At 74.9% G+C, this 17,100-nt stretch carries 17 protein-coding genes and 2 riboswitches; of the genes, 11 read left to right on the top strand and 6 right to left on the bottom strand.

Annotated elements, in window-relative coordinates:
* Positions 1-62 precede the first annotated feature (62 nt).
* The 8 genes from QRT04_RS09210 to QRT04_RS09245 all read left to right on the top strand — a co-directional run bounded on the left by QRT04_RS09210 (position 63) and on the right by QRT04_RS09245 (position 8,157).
* Positions 63-638, top strand: a complete 576-nt coding sequence (locus QRT04_RS09210) for a hypothetical protein (protein WP_289454916.1) — start codon at positions 63-65, stop codon at positions 636-638.
* A complete protein-coding gene (locus QRT04_RS09215; RefSeq protein WP_289454917.1) occupies positions 635-1,432 on the top strand; it encodes a hypothetical protein in 798 nt (265 codons plus the stop codon). Before QRT04_RS09210 ends, QRT04_RS09215 begins: the two co-directional genes overlap by 4 nt.
* Complete coding sequence (locus tag QRT04_RS09220; protein ID WP_289454918.1) at positions 1,432-2,019, top strand: hypothetical protein; 588 nt, start codon at positions 1,432-1,434, stop codon at positions 2,017-2,019. Before QRT04_RS09215 ends, QRT04_RS09220 begins: the two co-directional genes overlap by 1 nt.
* Before the next feature lie 106 nt (positions 2,020-2,125).
* Positions 2,126-2,231, top strand: a riboswitch (glycine riboswitch).
* A gap of 238 nt (positions 2,232-2,469) precedes the next feature.
* Positions 2,470-5,385 (top strand): aminomethyl-transferring glycine dehydrogenase, encoded by a 2,916-nt coding sequence (gcvP, locus tag QRT04_RS09225; RefSeq protein ID WP_289455751.1) that lies wholly within the window; start codon positions 2,470-2,472, stop codon positions 5,383-5,385.
* Between the two features lie 68 nt (positions 5,386-5,453).
* Positions 5,454-6,635, top strand: coding sequence for a glycine cleavage system aminomethyltransferase GcvT (gcvT, locus tag QRT04_RS09230; RefSeq protein WP_289454919.1), 1,182 nt, complete (start codon positions 5,454-5,456; stop codon positions 6,633-6,635).
* A 58-nt stretch (positions 6,636-6,693) separates the two neighbouring features.
* Positions 6,694-7,062: a glycine cleavage system protein GcvH gene (gene gcvH / locus QRT04_RS09235; RefSeq protein ID WP_289454920.1), complete on the top strand. Its 369-nt coding sequence runs from the start codon at positions 6,694-6,696 to the stop codon at positions 7,060-7,062.
* A 256-nt stretch (positions 7,063-7,318) separates the two neighbouring features.
* Positions 7,319-7,546 carry a helix-turn-helix domain-containing protein gene (locus tag QRT04_RS09240; protein ID WP_289454921.1) on the top strand — a complete coding sequence of 76 codons (228 nt, stop codon included), beginning with the start codon at positions 7,319-7,321 and terminating at the stop codon, positions 7,544-7,546.
* 179 nt (positions 7,547-7,725) lie between these two features.
* Positions 7,726-8,157: a (deoxy)nucleoside triphosphate pyrophosphohydrolase gene (locus QRT04_RS09245; protein WP_289454922.1), complete on the top strand. Its 432-nt coding sequence runs from the start codon at positions 7,726-7,728 to the stop codon at positions 8,155-8,157.
* Between the two features lie 46 nt (positions 8,158-8,203).
* Here QRT04_RS09245 and QRT04_RS09250 read toward each other — a convergent pair whose 3' ends face one another.
* Complete coding sequence (locus QRT04_RS09250) at positions 8,204-8,650, bottom strand: DUF2568 domain-containing protein (protein ID WP_289454923.1); 447 nt, start codon at positions 8,648-8,650, stop codon at positions 8,204-8,206.
* A gap of 184 nt (positions 8,651-8,834) precedes the next feature.
* Here QRT04_RS09250 and QRT04_RS09255 point away from each other — a divergent pair, with 184 nt between their 5' ends.
* Positions 8,835-9,278 carry an Hsp20/alpha crystallin family protein gene (locus QRT04_RS09255; protein ID WP_289454924.1) on the top strand — a complete coding sequence of 148 codons (444 nt, stop codon included), beginning with the start codon at positions 8,835-8,837 and terminating at the stop codon, positions 9,276-9,278.
* Positions 9,279-9,441: 163 nt separating this feature from the next.
* Here QRT04_RS09255 and metE read toward each other — a convergent pair whose 3' ends face one another.
* Both metE and QRT04_RS09265 read right to left on the bottom strand, forming a co-directional pair.
* The gene (gene metE, locus QRT04_RS09260) at positions 9,442-11,769 is read right to left on the bottom strand and encodes a 5-methyltetrahydropteroyltriglutamate--homocysteine S-methyltransferase (RefSeq protein ID WP_289454925.1); all 2,328 of its coding nucleotides are present in this window, start codon (positions 11,767-11,769) and stop codon (positions 9,442-9,444) included.
* Between the two features lie 6 nt (positions 11,770-11,775).
* The gene (locus tag QRT04_RS09265) at positions 11,776-12,864 is read right to left on the bottom strand and encodes a methylenetetrahydrofolate reductase (protein WP_289454926.1); all 1,089 of its coding nucleotides are present in this window, start codon (positions 12,862-12,864) and stop codon (positions 11,776-11,778) included.
* A gap of 41 nt (positions 12,865-12,905) precedes the next feature.
* A riboswitch (SAM riboswitch) is annotated at positions 12,906-13,003 on the bottom strand.
* A gap of 267 nt (positions 13,004-13,270) precedes the next feature.
* On the opposite strand from QRT04_RS09265, the gene QRT04_RS09270 reads away from it, so the two are divergent.
* Positions 13,271-13,624, top strand: a complete 354-nt coding sequence (locus QRT04_RS09270) for a YciI family protein (protein ID WP_289454927.1) — start codon at positions 13,271-13,273, stop codon at positions 13,622-13,624.
* Positions 13,625-13,656: 32 nt separating this feature from the next.
* On the top strand, positions 13,657-14,844 hold the full coding sequence (locus QRT04_RS09275) for an RNA polymerase sigma factor (protein ID WP_289454928.1): 1,188 nt from the start codon (positions 13,657-13,659) through the stop codon (positions 14,842-14,844).
* Positions 14,845-14,850: 6 nt separating this feature from the next.
* On the opposite strand, the gene QRT04_RS09280 is transcribed toward QRT04_RS09275, so the two are convergent.
* From QRT04_RS09280 to QRT04_RS09290, 3 genes are all read right to left on the bottom strand, one after another.
* Entirely contained in the window at positions 14,851-15,066 is a 216-nt protein-coding gene (locus QRT04_RS09280; protein WP_289454929.1) for a hypothetical protein, read from the bottom strand.
* Positions 15,067-15,120: 54 nt separating this feature from the next.
* The gene (locus tag QRT04_RS09285) at positions 15,121-15,729 is read right to left on the bottom strand and encodes a DNA-3-methyladenine glycosylase I (RefSeq protein ID WP_289454930.1); all 609 of its coding nucleotides are present in this window, start codon (positions 15,727-15,729) and stop codon (positions 15,121-15,123) included.
* Between the two features lie 177 nt (positions 15,730-15,906).
* Positions 15,907-17,034 carry a TetR/AcrR family transcriptional regulator gene (locus tag QRT04_RS09290; protein ID WP_289454931.1) on the bottom strand — a complete coding sequence of 376 codons (1,128 nt, stop codon included), beginning with the start codon at positions 17,032-17,034 and terminating at the stop codon, positions 15,907-15,909.
* Positions 17,035-17,100 lie beyond the last annotated feature (66 nt).

Here is a 17,100-nt window from a genome sequence, read left to right on the forward strand (position 1 = left end):
CCCTCGCGCCAGCGGCGCCGGGTTCCGCACCGCCGCACGACCAGGACGAGGAGCATCACCGCGTGACGATCATCGAGGGCTACACGCTCACCCTGCCGGACCGCTGGCAGAGCTGGCGCCCGGGTGAGGGCGCCGCGCGGGCGGACGAGATCGCCGCAGCGCTCGGTGAGGGCGAGCAGGCGCAGGCGCGCGTCCGCGAGGCGGTCCTCGCGTTCGACGGCGCCCAGGAGGGCATGGTCGTCGAGAACGGCATCTGGGTGCCGGACCCGAGCTCGGGCGAGGCCCTCGGCCGGTTCTCGATCGAGGTGCTCGTGGCCCCTCCGGGTCAGTACGTCACGGCGGAGGAGTACCTGCGCTCGGCGCAGCGCAAGCCCCGTCAGCGCGGCGTCAAGGTGTTCCACTACGAGGCCGTCGGCGGCGAGACCCCCGCGGGCCCCGCGGTGCTCGTCACGCACACGATCGCGCCGCGTCGCGGCGGTCAGGTGGTGATCTCCGCCGAGTGGACGGTGTTCCCTCCCGGGGCCGACGAGTCGCTCCAGCTGCTGTTCACCACGCCGATCTCCGCCGTGGCCGACGCGCTCGGCGAGCAGAGCGTGCTCGTGGTCAACGGCCTGGACGTGACGGTCGGCGCCGGATGACGGACAGCGCCGCGGGCGACGCCGGGACCGCGCTCGGCGAGGTCGGGCTCCTGCTGCCCAGCGCCTGGTGGACCATCCGGCTCGCCGACGTCGAGGCGCGCAGGCGCTCGATCGCGCAGCTGGTCGAACGGCAGGTCGGGCGCGCGGACGAGCACGCGGCGCTGCGCGGCGAGCTGCGGCGCGAGCTCGAGCTGACCGCCGAGCGCACGGCGACCGCGGGCGGCGTGCTGCTCGCGATCTCCACCATGACCGCGGGCGATCTGCCGATCCCCGCGAGCCTCGCGGTGTACCGCGTGGGCCGGCACGCGATGACGGACGCCGACGCCGGCGAGCTCGCGGCGCTCCTCGAGGGCGAGCTCGCGGCGGACGACCGCTCTGGTGACGCGAGCTCGGCGGGCTCCGACGAGCCGTCCTCCGCCGCAGGCGACGAGCCGTCCACCGCCGGCGACGACCCCGCGGCGCTCCCGCAGGTCGAGGTCCGGGCGGGTCAGCACGGCCCGGTCGTCCGCCGCCTGCGGCTCGCGCCGGGCCCGGAGGAGCTCGAGGCGCAGGACCAGACGCTGTTCGTCGCGGACTACTGGCTCGACGCCGGCGACGGCACGCTGACGAACCTCACCTTCAGCTCGCCGCTCGTCGCGCTGGCGGCGCCGCTGCTCGACCTGTTCGAGACGGTGGTCGCGACGCTGGCGGTCGCACCCGTGGACGACGAGGTCGGGGTGGACGACGGCCCCGGCGCCGCGGCCGAGGACCGACCGGGCGCGACCGACGCCCGCACCCGCGGCGCCGCGGGCTGATGCGCGCCCGCACGGTCGGCCTCGCGCTCGCGGCTCTGGGCGTGGTGGCGGTCGCCCTCAGCACCTGGCGCTCGCTCGCGCGCCCCGGCGCGCTCGGGCCCGCCCTGGTCGGCGCGGCAGTCGTGCTGCTCCTCCTCGGCGCCGTGCTCACCGTCGTGCTCCGGTGGGGCCTGCGCCGCACGCGCGCGCGGCACCACGCCCTCGAGGCGCGCCTCGCCGACTGGTCGCTGCACGAGGTGTGGGCCGACCGCACGCTGCGCGCCGAGCTCGCACGCGGCGGCCGGTGGGTGCGGCGGCTCCGCGGGGGGACGCGACTGACGCTCGGGTGGTCGCTGCAGGGCGTCGCGCTGTGGCGCGGCGGCGACGCGGACCCGCTCGTCGTCGTGCCCTGGGGCGGTCTCGGGTCCGTGACGGCCGGCCGCGGCGCCGCAGCGTCGAGCCCGCGCCCCGCCGTCGTCCTCGACACGGTCGACGACGCACGCCTGGTCGTCGTGCCGTGCGCGCGCGTCGACGGCGGGCTGCTGCCCGCGTCCGAGCCCGACGTCGCGGCCCTCGTCGCGACGATCCGTGCGGTGCGACCAGCCTGAGCGCCCGGGCACGGCTCGCGCCGGCCACGGAGGCGACCGGCCATGGACGCGCGCGCGGGCGGCGGGGCGCGGCAGGTACCCTGGCGGCACAACTCAAGACGCTGCTCGAACCGCGGCGGGAGAGCTCCCGCAGGCCCGACCACCGGGTCGCGGGGCGCCGAAGGAGCAACCCTCCCCGGGAATCTCTCAGGCCCCTGTACCGCCGAGGCGAGGCAACTCTGGAAAGCGGGCGCCCGAGGGCGCCCCACCGACGGTGCAAGCCGGCGCGCCCCGACGGGCGGACCGGCAAAACTCTCAGGTACGGATGACAGAGCGGGGAGCCCCCATCGGCCCCGGCGTCCCCGCCGGGCGAGCACAGCGGAGCAGCCCGTGAGCGAGATCCACCTCGGCGACATCCCCGGCGCCGGCCACCCGGCCATCCCCCCGGTCGAGACGGCGCCCTCCGTCGCGGTGACGGCGGTCGAGCACACCCCCGCCGCGCGCGACTTCGCCGACCGCCACATCGGCCCGCGCGGCTCCGAGACGTTGCGGATGCTCGAGACGGTCGGCTACCCGAGCCTCGACGCGCTGATCGACGCCGCGGTGCCCGCAGCGATCCGCACCGACCGCGCCCTCGACCTCCCGGCGGCGCGCGACGAGCGCCGCGTGCAGCGCGACCTGCGCGCGATCGCGGCGAAGAACCGCGTGCTCACGCCGATGATCGGCCAGGGCTACTACGGCACGATCACGCCGCCCGTCATCCGCCGCAACGTGCTCGAGGACCCCGCCTGGTACACGGCCTACACGCCGTACCAGCCGGAGATCAGCCAGGGCCGGCTCGAGGCGCTGCTCAACTTCCAGACCGTCGTCGCCGACCTGACGGGCCTGGCGGTCGCGAACGCCTCGCTGCTCGACGAGGCCACCGCGGTCGCCGAGGCCGTCGCGCTCATGTGGCGCGCGCAGCGCAACAAGCCGGGCACCGTGGTGCTCGACGCCGACCTGTTCGGCCAGTCGCTGGCCGTCACGCTCGGCCGCGCGAAGGCGATCGGGCTGCCCGTCGTCGTCGCGGACCTGTCCGGCGGCCTGCCCGAGGTCGAGGGCGACCTGCTCGGCGTCGTCGTGCAGCAGGTCGGCGCGTCGGGTGCGGTGCGCGACCTGCGGCCGGTCGTCGCGGCGGCGAAGGAGAAGGGCGCGCTCGTCACGGTGGCGGCCGACCTGCTCGCGCTGACGCTGCTGGTCAGCCCGGGCGAGCTCGGCGCGGACGTGTCGGTCGGCTCGGCGCAGCGGTTCGGCGTCCCGTTGTTCGGCGGCGGTCCGCACGCGGCGTTCATGGCGGTGCGCTCCGGGCTCGAGCGCACGCTGCCGGGCCGGCTCGTCGGGGTGTCCGTCGACGCCGACGGCGCCGCGGCCTACCGCCTCGCGCTGCAGACGCGGGAGCAGCACATCCGACGCGAGAAGGCGACGAGCAACATCTGCACCGCGCAGGCGCTGCTCGCGATCGTCGCGTCGATGTACGCCGTCTACCACGGCCCCGACGGCCTGCGGGCGATCGCGCAGCGGGTGCACGCGCAGGCCGCGGCCCTCGCGCACCGGCTGGGCCAGCACGGCGTGACGGTCGAGCACGACGTCTTCTTCGACACCGTCCGCGCCGTCGTCCCAGGTCGTGCGCGCGCCGTGGTGGCCGCCGGCGTCGAGCAGGGCATCAACCTCTGGGCGACCGACGACGACCACGTCCAGGTCACGTGCGACGAGACGACGACGGTCGACGAGGTCGGCGCGGTCCTGCTCGCCTTCGTGGCGGCCGGCGTCACCGACGTGCCGGTCCAGGGTGACGGCTTCGCGTCCGTCCTGACGCTCACGCTCGACGACACCGCCGCCATGCTCCCCGACTGGGCGACCCGCACCACGGGCTACCTCACGCACCCCGTCTTCCACCTGCACCGCAGCGAGACCGCGATGCTGCGCTACCTGCGTCGCCTGTCCGACAAGGACCTCGCGCTCGACCGGACGATGATCCCGCTCGGCTCGTGCACCATGAAGCTCAACGCGACGGCCGAGATGGAGCCCATCAGCTGGCCCGAGTTCGCGGACATCCACCCGTACGCGCCCGCCGACCAGACACAGGGCTACGCGGAGCTCGTCACGCAGCTGCAGGACTGGCTCGCCGAGATCACGGGCTACGCCGCGGTGAGCGTCCAGCCCAACGGCGGCAGCCAGGGCGAGTTCGCCGGCCTCCTGGCGATCCACGCGTACCACGCGTCGCGCGGCGAGTCCGACCGCGACATCTGCCTGATCCCCGCGTCGGCGCACGGCACGAACGCGGCGTCGGCGGCGCTCGCGGGCCTGCGCGTCGTCGTGGTCGCGACGGCCGACGACGGCTCCATCGACCTCGACGACCTCCGAGCCAAGCTGGACGCCCACGGCCGCCAGGTCGCGGCGATCATGATCACATACCCCTCGACGCACGGGGTCTACGAGGCCGAGGTGCGCGAGGTGTGCGACCTCGTGCACGCCGCGGGCGGCCAGGTGTACATCGACGGCGCCAACCTCAACGCGCTGGTCGGCCTGGCGCGGCCGGGCGAGCTCGGCGGCGACGTCAGCCACCTCAACCTGCACAAGACGTTCTGCATCCCGCACGGCGGTGGCGGCCCGGGCGTGGGCCCGGTCGCCGTCGCGGCGCACCTCGCGCCGTTCCTGCCGGGCGACCCGACGCCGGGCGCGGTTGCGGCCGTCACGCCGGGCGCGGTGGCCCCGGTCTCGGCGGCTCCGTGGGGGTCGGCCGGCATCCTGCCGATCAGCTGGGCGTACGTCGCGCTGATGGGCCCCGACGGCCTGACCGACGCGACCACGACGGCCGTCCTCGCGGCGAACTACCTGGCCACGCGCCTGCGCGACCACTTCCCGGTGCTGTACGCGGGCCCCGGCGGGCTCGTCGCGCACGAGTGCATCCTCGACCTGCGCGACATCACCAAGGCCACGGGCGTCACGGCCGAGGACGTCGCGAAGCGGCTCATGGACTACGGATTCCACGCGCCGACGCTGAGCTTCCCGGTCGCGGGCACGCTCATGGTCGAGCCGACGGAGAGCGAGGACCTCGGCGAGCTCGACCGCTTCGTCGAGGCGATGATCGCGATCCGCGGCGAGATCGACGCCGTCGCCGCGGGCACCTGGCCGCTCGAGGACTCGCCGTTGCGCAACGCCCCCCACACCGCGGCCAGCGTCACGCGCGACGAGTGGACCCACCCGTACGGCCGCGAGCTCGCCGCGTTCCCCGCGCCGGCGCTGCGGGACGGCAAGTACTGGCCGCCCGTGCGCCGCATCGACGGCGCGCGCGGCGACCGGAACCTCATCTGCTCGTGCCCGCCCGTCGAGGCGTTCGCCGAGTGACCGTCGACCCGACCGCAGACCCGACCGCCCACCCGACCCCCCACCCGACCAGCGCCCAGGAGGCCGCCGTGACCGAGGACCTGCGCTCGCCCCTGCACGACGAGCACGTCGCCCTCGGCGCGGCGCTCACGTCGTTCGCGGGCTGGCAGATGCCGCTGCGCTACACGTCCGACATCGCGGAGCACACCGCGGTCCGGACCGCCGCGGGCCTGTTCGACCTCTCGCACATGGGCGAGCTCGAGGTCACGGGCGCGCGCGCCGCCGAGGCGCTCGACCGCGCGCTCGTCGGCAACCTGTCGGCCCTCGAGCCGGGCCGCGCGCGCTACACGATGATCGTCGCGGAGGACGGCGGCGTCCTCGACGACCTCGTCGTCTACCGGCTCGCGCCCGACCGGTTCGTCGTCGTCGCGAACGCGTCGAACGTCACCGTCGTCCGCGCGGCTCTGACGGAGCGGTTCGCGGCCTTCCTGCACCTCGAGGCCGAGGCACCCGAGGGCGGCCTCGGGGCGGACGTCGAGCTCGTGGTCCGGCTCCGCGACCGCTCGCTCGACACCGCGCTCATCGCCGTGCAGGGCCCGGCGGCCGAGGGCATCGTCACGAGCCTGACGCCCGACGCCGACGCGGTGCGCGCGCTCAAGTACTACGCCGCGGTGACGACCACCGTCGACGGCGTCGACGCGCTCGTCGCGCGCACCGGCTACACCGGCGAGGACGGCTTCGAGCTGTTCGTCGACGCCGCCGCGGCCCCCGCGCTGTGGCGCCGGCTGCTCGAGGTCGGCGCCCCGCACGGGCTCGTCCCCGCCGGGCTGTCGGCGCGCGACAGCCTGCGTCTCGAGGCCGGCATGCCGCTGTACGGCAACGAGCTCGACACGGGCACGACCCCGTACGACGCGGGCCTGGGCCGCGTGGTGCGCCTCGACAAGGCGTGCACCGACGGGACGCCGACGCCGTTCGTCGGCCGCGCGGCGCTCGAGGCGCGCTCGACGGCCGAACCCACGCGCGCGCTCGTCGGCCTCGTCGGCGAGGGCCGCCGCGCCGCCCGCCACGGCTACCCGGTCGTGACGCGTGACGGCGTGCCCGTCGGTGTCGTCACGTCGGGCGCGCCCTCGCCCACGCTCGGGCACCCCGTCGCGATGGCGTACGTGCGCCCCGACCTGGCCGAGCCGGGCACGGAGCTCGGCGTCGACGTGCGCGGCCGCCTCGAGAACGTGCGCGTGGTGGCCCTGCCCTTCTACCGTCGTCCTCGCTGACCCGCGCAGCGACCACCCGATCCCGACCCGCGCACCGCCGACCGACCAGGAGCCACCGATGTCGCTGCCCACCGATCTCCACTACACCGTCGAGCACGAGTGGCTCCGCGACGGCAGCCCGTCGACCGTCGGGATCACGAACGTCGCCGCCGACGCGCTGGGCGACATCGTCTACCTCGAGCTCCCCGCGGTCGGCGAGAGCGTCACGGCGGGCGCCGTGGTCGGCGAGATCGAGTCGACGAAGTCCGTCTCCGAGCTGTTCTCCCCCGTCACCGGGACCGTGGTCGAGGTCAACGACGCCGCGGTCGACGACCCGTCGCTCGTGAACTCCGACCCGTACGGCGCCGGATGGCTGCTGAAGGTCGACGTGACGGAGGCCGGTCCTGTGCTCACCGCCGACGAGTACGCGGCGCGTTCGGCCGGATGAGGGACGTGGCGGGTGCCAGCACCTGCGACGTGCTTCATGCGTTCGGGTGAAACTCTCACCCGACCACCCGGTGGGCGTATCACCCGCAGGCGGCGGCGTTCATTGTGGACACCAGCCAGTTCGGCGGATCGGGGGGTTCGCCGGTGATGAAGGTCTCGAAAACCGCGTCATAGACGCGAATCTGGACCCTCTCACCCGGTACGCAGCCCAGCTCGGCCGGCCCGGCCCGGCGGCCAGCAGCAAACCGGAGGACATCATGAGCACGATGCAGAGCAGCGGGACGATCGCCACCGAGGCGCTCACCCGCCGGGAGCGAGTGGTTCTCGCGGAGCTCGCCGAGGACGTCACCCTCGAGGAGATCGCGACCCGTTTGTTCGTCACCCGCAACACCGTGAAGTCGCAGGTGCGCAGCGTCTACCGCAAGATCGGCGTCTCCACGCGCTCCGAGGCGGTCGCGTGGGCGGAGGCGCACGGCATCCGCTGACGCCGCTGCGGGAGGCCCACCCGCGCGTGTCGGCGAGGAGTCCCTCGTCCTTCGTGGAGCAACGTCGCTCCGCTCAGAGGTGCAGGTCCAGCAGCGGCCTGCACCTTTGTCATGTCCGGAACCCGACGCGCCGTCGGCAGCCGACGGGCGGGCCCTCGGCGCTGGCAGACTCGGGTCCCATGGAACCTCGCCGGCTCGTGGTCGCAGCGGCGATCGTGGACGACCTCGACGAGCCGCGCGTGCTCCTCGCCGCCAGGCGCGCCACGCCCGCGAGCCTCGCCGGCCGGTGGGAGTTCCCGGGCGGCAAGGTCGACCAGGGCGAGGACCCGGTCGACGCGCTGCACCGCGAGATCCGCGAGGAGCTCGGCGTGCCGATCGCCCTGGGCCCGGAGCTCGTCGGTCCTGACGACGGCGCCTGGGTGCTGACGGAGCGGTACGCGATGCGGCTCTGGCTCGCGGAGATCGTCGACGGCACCCCGGCACCCCTCGTCGAGCACGACGCGCTGCGGTGGCTCGGTGCCGGTCGGTGGCGCGAGGTGCCGTGGCTCGACGCCGACGTGCGGATCGTCGACGCGCTGATCGGCCACGTCGGCCGAGCGTCCGTGGCCTGAGCCCCTTTCCCGCACCCGACGCCCGCACCCGAAACCCCGCCCGCGGTCAGCCCGCGAGCGCGAACGCCGTGATGCCCACGACGGCGACGGCGGCGCCCCACCAGGGCAGGCCCGCGACCGCGGCGAGCGCGCCGACCGCGACGAGCAGCGCAGCCTGACCCGCCAGGCGCCGGCCGCGCGCCCGCACGCGGTGCGCCGACGTCGGCGCGAACCACCGGCCCCAGACCGCGACGACGACCGCGACCAGCACGACCGCGAGGAGCAGGGACGTCCACGGCGGCGTGCCCAGCCGCCAGCCCGTGACGACGGCGAGGCCGAGCAGGGCGAGCTCCGAGAGGAAGGCGACGACCGCGGCGGGACCGATCGACGCCGCGGCCGCGCCCGGGCCGCCTCTCGCGGCACCCGGGCCTCGAGGGGGCGGCGCCTCGACCGCGTCGTCGTCGGCCGTCGTCGGCTCGTCCCTGCCGGTGCCCGGCTCCCCTGGTGACGTCACCCCGGCAGCGTGCCACGGGGCCGCGCTCGGGTGCGGTTCGCTCGGCGCGAACGGCCACGACGACCTCTTGGCACTCGCGTGTCGAGAGTGCTAACACAGGAGCTGTAGCCGACCTCGCGGGGCTGGTCTCCGCGGGGCGCTGGGGTCCCGGGAGGTCCGGGTCCCGCTGGAGGAGGTGAGCGGCGTGGCTACGCGATTCGACCCGTTCCGCGAGATGGACCGTCTGCTCGGGCAGGTGCTGACGGCCGACAGAAGCGCGGCCGTCATGCCCATGGATCTGTGCCGCGTGGGCGACCACTACGTGCTCAACGTCGACCTGCCGGGCGTGGACCCCGGCTCGATCGACGTCAACGTCGAGGACCAGGTCCTCACGATCCGCGCGCAGCGGACCCCGCACACCGAAGAAGACGTGCAGTGGCTGGCCAAGGAGCGCCCCGCCGGCACGTACGCACGGCAGATCGCCGTCGGCCGCGGGCTCGCGCTCGACGCGATCCAGGCGACGTACACCGACGGCGTGCTGACGCTGACGATCCCCGTCGCCGAGGAGGCCAAGCCCCGCCGCATCGAGGTGCGCCATGGCGAGGCTGCGTCGACGCAGATCACCGCGAACGCCGACCAGCCGGCCTGACGCCCGCGACGAGCACTCCGCGGCCGACGGGCGGCGGGCGCGTCGGGCCGTCTCGGGCGAGGTGTCGGGTCCGCCCGGCCGGCGAGCTCGCCCGACCAGCGAAGAGCCCCGGTCCCCTCTGCGGGGGCCGGGGCTCTCGGCGTGGTGCGTCGACGGGAGCGCGTCAGAGCGTGGCGCGGACCGTCCGGGTCGCCGCCAGGATGTGCTCGAGCGAGGGCGAGACCTCCTCGTACCGGCGCGTCTTGAGGCCGCAGTCCGGGTTGACCCACAGCTGGTCGACCGGGAGCGCCTTGACGGCCTCGGTCAGCAGCTCGGTCACCTCGGACTCGCTCGGCACGCGCGGCGAGTGGATGTCGTACACGCCCGGGCCGATGCCGCGCGGGTAGCCCTCGGCGGCGATGTCGCCCAGGATCTCCATCTTCGAGCGCGCCGCCTCGATGGACGTGACGTCGGCGTCGAGGCCGTCGATCGCGCCCATGATCTGGCCGAACTCCGAGTAGCACAGGTGCGTGTGGATCTGCGTGTCGTCGCGCACGCCGGCCGTCGCCAGGCGGAACGAGTTCACCGACCACTGCAGGTACGCCTCGTGGTCCTCCGCGCGCAGCGGCAGGAGCTCGCGCAGCGCGGGCTCGTCGACCTGGATGATCGCGATGCCCGCGGCCTCGAGGTCGTTGATCTCGTCACGCAGCGCGAGGCCGACCTGGTTGGCGGTCTCACCGAGCGGCTGGTCGTCACGCACGAACGACCACGCGAGGATCGTGACCGGACCCGTCAGCATGCCCTTCATCGGCTTCTCGGTGAGCGACTGCGCGTACTGCGCCCACGCCACCGTGATCGGCGCGGGCCGCGAGACGTCGCCCCAGAGGATCGACGGGCGCGTGCAGCGCGAGCCGTACGACTGGACCCAGCCGTTCTGCGTCACCGCGAAGCCGTCCAGGTTCTCGGCGAAGTACTGGACCATGTCGTTGCGCTCGGGCTCGCCGTGCACCAGCACGTCGAGGCCGATCTGCTCCTGCAGCTCGACGACGCGGCGGATCTCCGCCTTCATCTCGTCCTCGTACTGCTCCGCCGTCAGCTCGCCCTTGCCGAACGCCGCGCGGGCCTTGCGGATCTCGGGCGTCTGCGGGAACGAGCCGATGGTGGTCGTCGGCAGCGGCGGGAGGTCGAGGCGCGCCGCCTGCGACTCCTTGCGCGTGTCCCAGTCGCCGCGGTTGAACGCGTCGGCCGTCAGGGCGGCCGTGCGCTCGCGGACCTCGGGCCGCACGACGCCCGGCGCCGTGCGGCGCGAGCTGACGGCGTCGGACGCGGCGAGGAGCTGCTCGTGGATCGCCTCGCGCCCCTCGGTGAGGCCCTCGGCGAGCGTGACGACCTCGGCGACCTTCTGGTCGGCGAACGCGAGCCAGCTCTTCAGCGTCTCGTCCAGCTGCGGCTCGTCGGCCGTGTCGTGCGGGACGTGGAACAGCGACGTCGACGTGCCGACCCTGAGGCCGCCCGCGCCGAGGAACTCGAGCTGCTCGAGGATCGCGAGCTTCGCGTCGAGGTCCGCGCGCCAGATGTTGTGGCCGTCGATCACGCCGCCGACCAGCGTCTTCGTCTCGAGACCGGGCACGAGCTCGGTGGGTGCGCTGCCCTTGACGAGGTCGATCGCGATGGCCTCGACATCCGTCGCGGCGAGCACCGGCAGGGCCGCGCCGAGGTCGCCGTACGGCGCCGCCACGAGGATCGCGGGCCGGTTCGGCACCGCGGTGAGCGTCTTGTAGGCCTCGACGACCGCCGCGTACAGGCGCTCGGCCGGGACCTCGATCGAGTCGCTGACGAGCGCCGGCTCGTCGAGCTGCACCCACGTCGCACCGGCCTCGGCGAGGTCGGCGAGGACCTCGGCGTACACCGCGGCGACGTCGGCCAGGCGGTCGATCGGCGAGAAGTCGTCGGGCGCGCCTTCGGTCGCCTTGGCCAGCGCCAGGAACGTCACCGGGCCGACGAGCACCGGTCGGGTCAGCACGCCGTCGGCGAGCGCCTCGGCGAACTCGCGGACCGGGCGGTCGCTGGCGTAGCGGAACGTCGTCTCCGGGCCGATCTCGGGGACGAGGTAGTGGTAGTTCGTGTCGAACCACTTGGTCATCTCGAGCGGCAGGTCGTCGCCGCGGCCGCGCGCGACCGTCGAGTAGCCCGCGAGGTCGAGGCCGCCGCGCTCGTCCTGCAGGTCGGCGAACCGGGCCGGCACGGCGCCGAGCACGGCGGACGCGTCGAGCACGTGGTCGTAGAACGAGAACGCGCTGGGGATCGCGGGCACGTCGGTGCGCAGGCCGAGCTCGGCCAGGCGGGTGCGCGTGCGGCGGCGCAGGTCGGCCGCGACGGCCTCGACCTCGTCGGCGGTGCTGCGGCCGGCCCAGAACGCCTCGAGGGCCTTCTTCAGCTCGCGGCGCGGCCCGATGCGGGGGTACCCGAGGACGGAGCCGGCAGGAAACTCGACAAGGCGAGCGTGCGTCATGGTGTATCAGTCCCTCGTGGGTCGGTCGGCCTGCCGGCGGGCTCCGCCGTCGAGGTTCGCGCCCTCGAGCAGGTCCAGTGCGGGGTGGTGCTGGTTGAACGTGTAGAGGTGGATGCCGGGTGCCCCGCCGTCGAGCACGCCGTTGACGAGGTCGACGCTCGCGCGGATGCCCCGGCGGTGCCGGTCGAGCTCGTCCTCTGCGGTGCCGAGCAGGTCGAGCAGGTCGCGCGGCACCTCGACGCCCGTGAGCTCCTGCACGCGCAGCAGCCGGGCGGGGTCGGTGGTGGGGATGATGCCCGGGATGATCGGGATCGTGACGCCGGCCTCGCGGGCCTCCGCGACCAGACCGAGGTACGCGTCGGCGTCGAAGAACACCTGCGTGATCGCGAAGTCCGCGCCCGCCTCCTGCTTGGCGAGGAGCGCCGCGACGTCCTGCGCGCGCGTGCCGCCGGTGGCCGCGTTGCCGCGCGGGAAGGCCGCGACCGCGATCGACAGCGGCCGGACGCGGGCGCGCACGGCCTGGGCCGCGCTACCGGCGCAGCGGCGCTGCTCGATCTCGCGGAGCAGCTCGACGAGGCCGGCGGCGGTGTCGACGCCGTCCGGGTGGGGGCGCCAGTCGGGCTGGTCGGCCGGCGGGTCGCCACGCAGGGCGAGGAACGAGCGCACGCCCTCGTCGAGGAACTCCTCGACGATCGTCGTGATGTCGTGACGGCTCGTGCCCACGCAGGTCAGGTGCGCGATCGGGTTGAGGCTCGTCTCGCGGAGCAGGCGGCTGACGAGCGCGCGGCTCGTGGTGCGGGTCCGGCCCGACGCGCCGTACGTGATCGAGACGAAGTCGGGCTGCGCCGCCTCCAGCGCGCGGATCGTCTCCCACGTGCGGGGCGCGGCCTCGACGTTGCGCGGCGGGAACAGCTCGAACGAGACGGTGGGACGGTCGACCGCGCCGCGCGGGCGCTCGCGCGCGACGGCCTCGTCGAGGTCGTGCGCGACGTCGGTGCGAACGTCCACCAGGGCAGTCTGCGCGAGCAGCGCGCCCGGGTCGACGGCCGCGGCCTGCCCGGTGGGCGTCGCGGGGTCGGCGGTGGCGGCGCTCACGGCCGTGCCGTCCGTCGGCGGGGTGCGGGCATCGCGTCTCAACTCCATCGGTCCTGGCGGAAGCACCCGACACCCTCGGTGACGAGGGGGGTTGCTGCGGCGTCGACGAGCCAGGTCTCTCGGCCGCTCTGGATGGTTGCGGCGATGCTAGACGCCCGACCACATCGTGAGCAACCGCCTCCGCATGTCGAGACGCCGCCGTTCGCCACGCAGGCACTCGGTCCGATCTGTCCTCCCAGTGTGCGCGAGCGCGCGTGGATGCGGCAGGTATCAAGGCCCCGGGGGCGGCGACCTCGCGAGAATGGGCGCGCACGCCGTGCCGGTGGGCTGTCGATTCGCGGCGCGCGCGTTCGTGTAGGGCGCGAGACGGTGGCACCGAGCCACCGGCAGACGAGGAGGTCCCGACATGGCCCAGTACCTGCTCAGCGTGATCGAGCCCGACGGACCGATGCCCGCGCCCGAGGTGCTCGACCCGATCATCCGTGACGTCGTCGAGGTCGACACCCAGATGCGCGACGCCGGCGTGTGGGTGTTCAGCGGCGGCCTGCACGACCCGGCTACCGCGACCGTGCTGCGCGCGCAGGACGGCAGCGTCGTCGCCACCGACGGGCCGTGGGCCGAGAGCAAGGAGCACCTCGGCGGCTTCACGATCATCGACGTGCCCGACCTCGACGCCGCGCTCGACTGGGGCGGCCGGCTGGCCCGGGCGACGACCCTGCGCATCGAGGTGCGCCCGTTCCGCGACGGGCCCGGCAGCTGATCGCCACGGCCACCGCGGCAGACGTCGCGGCCGTGTTCCGCTCCGAGCACGGCCGCGCCGTCGCGGTGCTCACGCGCCGGTTCCGCGACCTCGACGTCGCGGAGGACGCCGTCCAGGAGGCGTTCGCGGTCGCGCTCGAGCGGTGGCCGCGCGACGGTCTGCCCCCGGCCCCCGCGGGCTGGATCCTGACGACCGCGCACCGCAAGGCCATCGACCGCCTGCGGCGCGACGCCGTTCGCGACCACAAGCACACCCAGGCGGCGCTGCTGGCCGCGCCGGACGGCGCCGAGCCCGGCGACGAGGAGGAGGGTCCGGTGCGCGACGACCGGCTGCGACTCGTGTTCACGTGCTGCCACCCGGCGCTCGCGCAGCCCGCACAGGTGGCGCTGACCCTGAGGCTGCTCGGCGGCCTGACCACCCCGGAGATCGCGCACGCCTTCCTGGTGCCCGAGGCCACGCTCGCGCAGCGCATCGTCCGGGCCAAGGCCAAGATCCGCGACGCGCGCATCCCGTACCGCGTGCCCCGCGACGCCGACCTGCCCGACCGGCTGCCGGCCGTGCTCGCGGTCGTGTACCTCGTCTTCACCGAGGGGCATACCGCGACCGCCGGCGACGACCTGGCGCGCGCCGACCTCGTGGCCGAGGCGATCCGGCTCGCGCGCCTCCTCGCCGAGCTGATGCCCGACGAGCCCGAGGTGCTCGGCCTGCTCGGGCTGCTGCTGCTCTCCGACTCGCGCCGGGCCGCGCGCCGGGCCGCCGACGGGTCGCTCGTGCTGCTCGCCGACCAGGACCCCGCGCGGTGGGACGCCGCGCTCGCCGAGGAGGGCCGCGCGCTGGTGCGGCGGTGCCTGCGGATCGGGCGCCCGGGGCCGTACCAGCTGCAGGCTGCGATCCAGGCCGTGCACAGCGAGCCTCCGACGGACTGGCGGCAGGTCGTCGCGCTCTACGACCAGCTGATGACGGTCGCGCCCGGGCCGGTCGTCGCGCTCAACCGCGCGGTCGCGGTCGCGGAGCTCGACGGGCCCCAGGTGGGGCTGGCGCTCGTGGACCCGCTGCCGCTCGACGGGTATGTGGCGTTCCACGCGGTGCGCGCCGATCTGCTGCGGCGCTGCGACCGGCGGCCCGAGGCGGCCGAGGCGTACGAGCGGGCGATCGCGCTGACGGACAACGGCGCCGAGCGCGCGTTCCTGACGGGCGCGCTCGCCGCCGTCCGGGGCTGACTCGCGTCAGTCGGGGCGGCGCGGGGTGAGGTGGCGGTAGTGGCGCGGGCTGCGTTGCGAGGGGACGTCGAACCACGACGTCGGCGAGCCGGCGGAGACGGACAGCAGCCCGTCCTGGACGGCCTCCAGCAGGTGCGCGTCGGGGTCGGTCGAGCCGAGCAGCGCCTCGCGCGCACCGCGGACCGCGTCGTTGCGGTCGTGCGCGTCGGGCATCTCGGTCATGCGAAAGCACGGTAGTCCGGAGCCCGTCCCGAAGCCGAGCAGGGTGAACGAAGGTCACCCGATGGGACCAACCAGCACCGGGCAGCCAGCGAGATGGTCGTCGACGAGGCCGCAGGCCTGCATCGCGGCGTACGCCGTGGTCGGACCGACGAAGCGGAACCCGAGCGACTTGAGCTCCTTGGCCAGCGCGCGCGACTCGGGCGTCACGGCCGGAACGTCGGCCCACGTCTCAGGTCGCCGGCGGTCTGTGGCGGCGGGGGCATGCGACCACAGCACCTCGTCGAGCGTGCGGCCTGCCTCGTGGAGGGCGCGCAGGGCGTGGGCGTTGGCGATCGTCGCCTCGATCTTGGCGCGGTTGCGGACGATGCCGGCGTCCGCCATCAGCCGGGCGACGTCGGCCTCGCCGTAGGTCGCGACGACCTCGGGGTCGAAACCGGCGAACGCCGAGCGGAACGCCTCGCGCTTGCGCAGCACGGTGATCCACGCGAGGCCCGACTGGAACCCCTCGAGCGCGAGCCGCTCGAACAGCGCGTGCTCGTCGTGGACCGGGGTGCCCCACTCGTCGTCGTGGTACGCGGCGTAGAGCGGGTCGCCGTCGCCGAAGCAGCGGCCGAGCACGGCGGTCGGGTCGAGGGTGGGACGGGCGGCGGCGAGTCCGGGCATGCGTCGCGTCGGGCCCCCGGGACCGACACGGTGGCCCGGCGTCGCGCCGCCGGGGAGGGGTGCCTCCGGGCCGGGGCTGTGGGCGGCTCGGCGCGGCAGGGACGGTCGTCGCTCGGCGCGGTCGCCCCCTCGTCGGCCCGTCGTCCAGCGCTCGGCGCGCCGGGGCCCGCCAGCTCGTCAGCCCTCGGCGCCCTCCACCAGCCGGGCGATCCCGTCCAGGATCAGCGTCGTCCCGAAGTCGAGCGCCTCGGCCTCCTGCCCGCCGCCCGGCCCCGTGGCGTCGAACACCCCGGCCGCGACGGCGCGCATCAGCGCGGGGTGCTCGTCGGGCGTCACGAGCCGCACGATCACGGCGTTCGGGTCGTCCTCGCCGGTCGGCTCGGATCCGCCGCGCGTGCGTGCGAGCGCCCGCCGCCGGCTCTGGTCCGCCTCGACGAGCCGCGCCCACTCGAGCTGGTGGCTGCTCAGGGCGCCCGCTGCCTGGAGCTTCTGGGTCTCGGTGAGCGGCGTGCCGTCGAGCGCGTCGACCAGCGCCTCCATCCACGCGAGCCGGTTGGGGCCGACCGCGAACAGCAGGTTCGTCGTCCGGCTCATCCACGGGTGCGACGCGAGGATCGGCCGCATCTGCTCGAGCAGCACCTCGAGCCGCGCACGCCAGTCGCCGACCTCGGGCCCCGACGGGACGGGCACACCCGCCGCGCGGTCCGACATCAGCATCAGCACGTCGTCCTTCGACGCCACGTACCGGTAGAGCGACATCGTCGTGAAGCCGAGCGACTCGGCGAGCCGCGCCATCGAGACGGCGTCGAGCCCTTCGTCGTCCGCGAGCTGGATCGCGGCGTCGGCGATCTGCTCGACCGTGAGCCCGGGCCGCGGCCCCCGGCGAGGTGCGGCGGGCCGGCGCCAGAGGACCGCAAGGTCGGGGGGCAGGTCGGCGCGCAGCTCGGCGCCGTCGTCGGGCCCCTCCGCGCGCCGCGCCTGGGCCAGCGCGCGCTCGGCCTCGCGGTTCGCGCGCTGCTCCGCGAGCGCCGCGGAGCGCTGCGCCTTCGCGGCCTCACGGTGCGCGCGGCCGGCCTCCTTCGCCGCGTCGCGGGCCGCCTTCTCGCGCTCCCGCTGCGCGTTCTCGGCGTCGCGCGTGCGCTGGCGCTCGGCCTTCTCGCGCTCGCGGTCGAGCCGAGCGGCCTCCTTCGCCGCAGCGGCGTCGGCCTTCTCGCGGTCGCGGCGCAGCGCCTCGGCCTCGCGCCGTGCGGCCTCCGCCTCCCGGCGCTCGTCCTCGCTCGCGGCGGCCTCGTCCTGCTGAGCCATCGGTACCTCCTTGACCGCTGATCCTATAAGTGTGTATGACATACACACACAGTTTACGACGTACAC

This window comes from Cellulomonas alba (assembly GCF_030362835.1).
GTDB classification, from domain to species: Bacteria; Actinomycetota; Actinomycetes; order Actinomycetales; family Cellulomonadaceae; genus Cellulomonas; species Cellulomonas alba.

What these genes read in the sequence shown, in the direction of transcription:
- QRT04_RS09220 (WP_289454918.1), top strand. Translation starts at nt 1,432, where the DNA reads ATGCGCGCCCGCACGGTCGGCCTCGCGCTCGCGGCTCTGGGCGTGGTG.
- QRT04_RS09245 (WP_289454922.1), top strand. Translation starts at nt 7,726, where the DNA reads ATGGAACCTCGCCGGCTCGTGGTCGCAGCGGCGATCGTGGACGACCTC.
- QRT04_RS09285 (WP_289454930.1), bottom strand. Translation starts at nt 15,729, where the DNA reads ATGCCCGGACTCGCCGCCGCCCGTCCCACCCTCGACCCGACCGCCGTG.
- QRT04_RS09280 (WP_289454929.1), bottom strand. Translation starts at nt 15,066, where the DNA reads ATGACCGAGATGCCCGACGCGCACGACCGCAACGACGCGGTCCGCGGT.
- QRT04_RS09290 (WP_289454931.1), bottom strand. Translation starts at nt 17,034, where the DNA reads ATGGCTCAGCAGGACGAGGCCGCCGCGAGCGAGGACGAGCGCCGGGAG.
- QRT04_RS09270 (WP_289454927.1), top strand. Translation starts at nt 13,271, where the DNA reads ATGGCCCAGTACCTGCTCAGCGTGATCGAGCCCGACGGACCGATGCCC.
- QRT04_RS09240 (WP_289454921.1), top strand. Translation starts at nt 7,319, where the DNA reads ATGAGCACGATGCAGAGCAGCGGGACGATCGCCACCGAGGCGCTCACC.
- metE (WP_289454925.1), bottom strand. Translation starts at nt 11,769, where the DNA reads ATGACGCACGCTCGCCTTGTCGAGTTTCCTGCCGGCTCCGTCCTCGGG.
- QRT04_RS09215 (WP_289454917.1), top strand. Translation starts at nt 635, where the DNA reads ATGACGGACAGCGCCGCGGGCGACGCCGGGACCGCGCTCGGCGAGGTC.
- gcvH (WP_289454920.1), top strand. Translation starts at nt 6,694, where the DNA reads ATGTCGCTGCCCACCGATCTCCACTACACCGTCGAGCACGAGTGGCTC.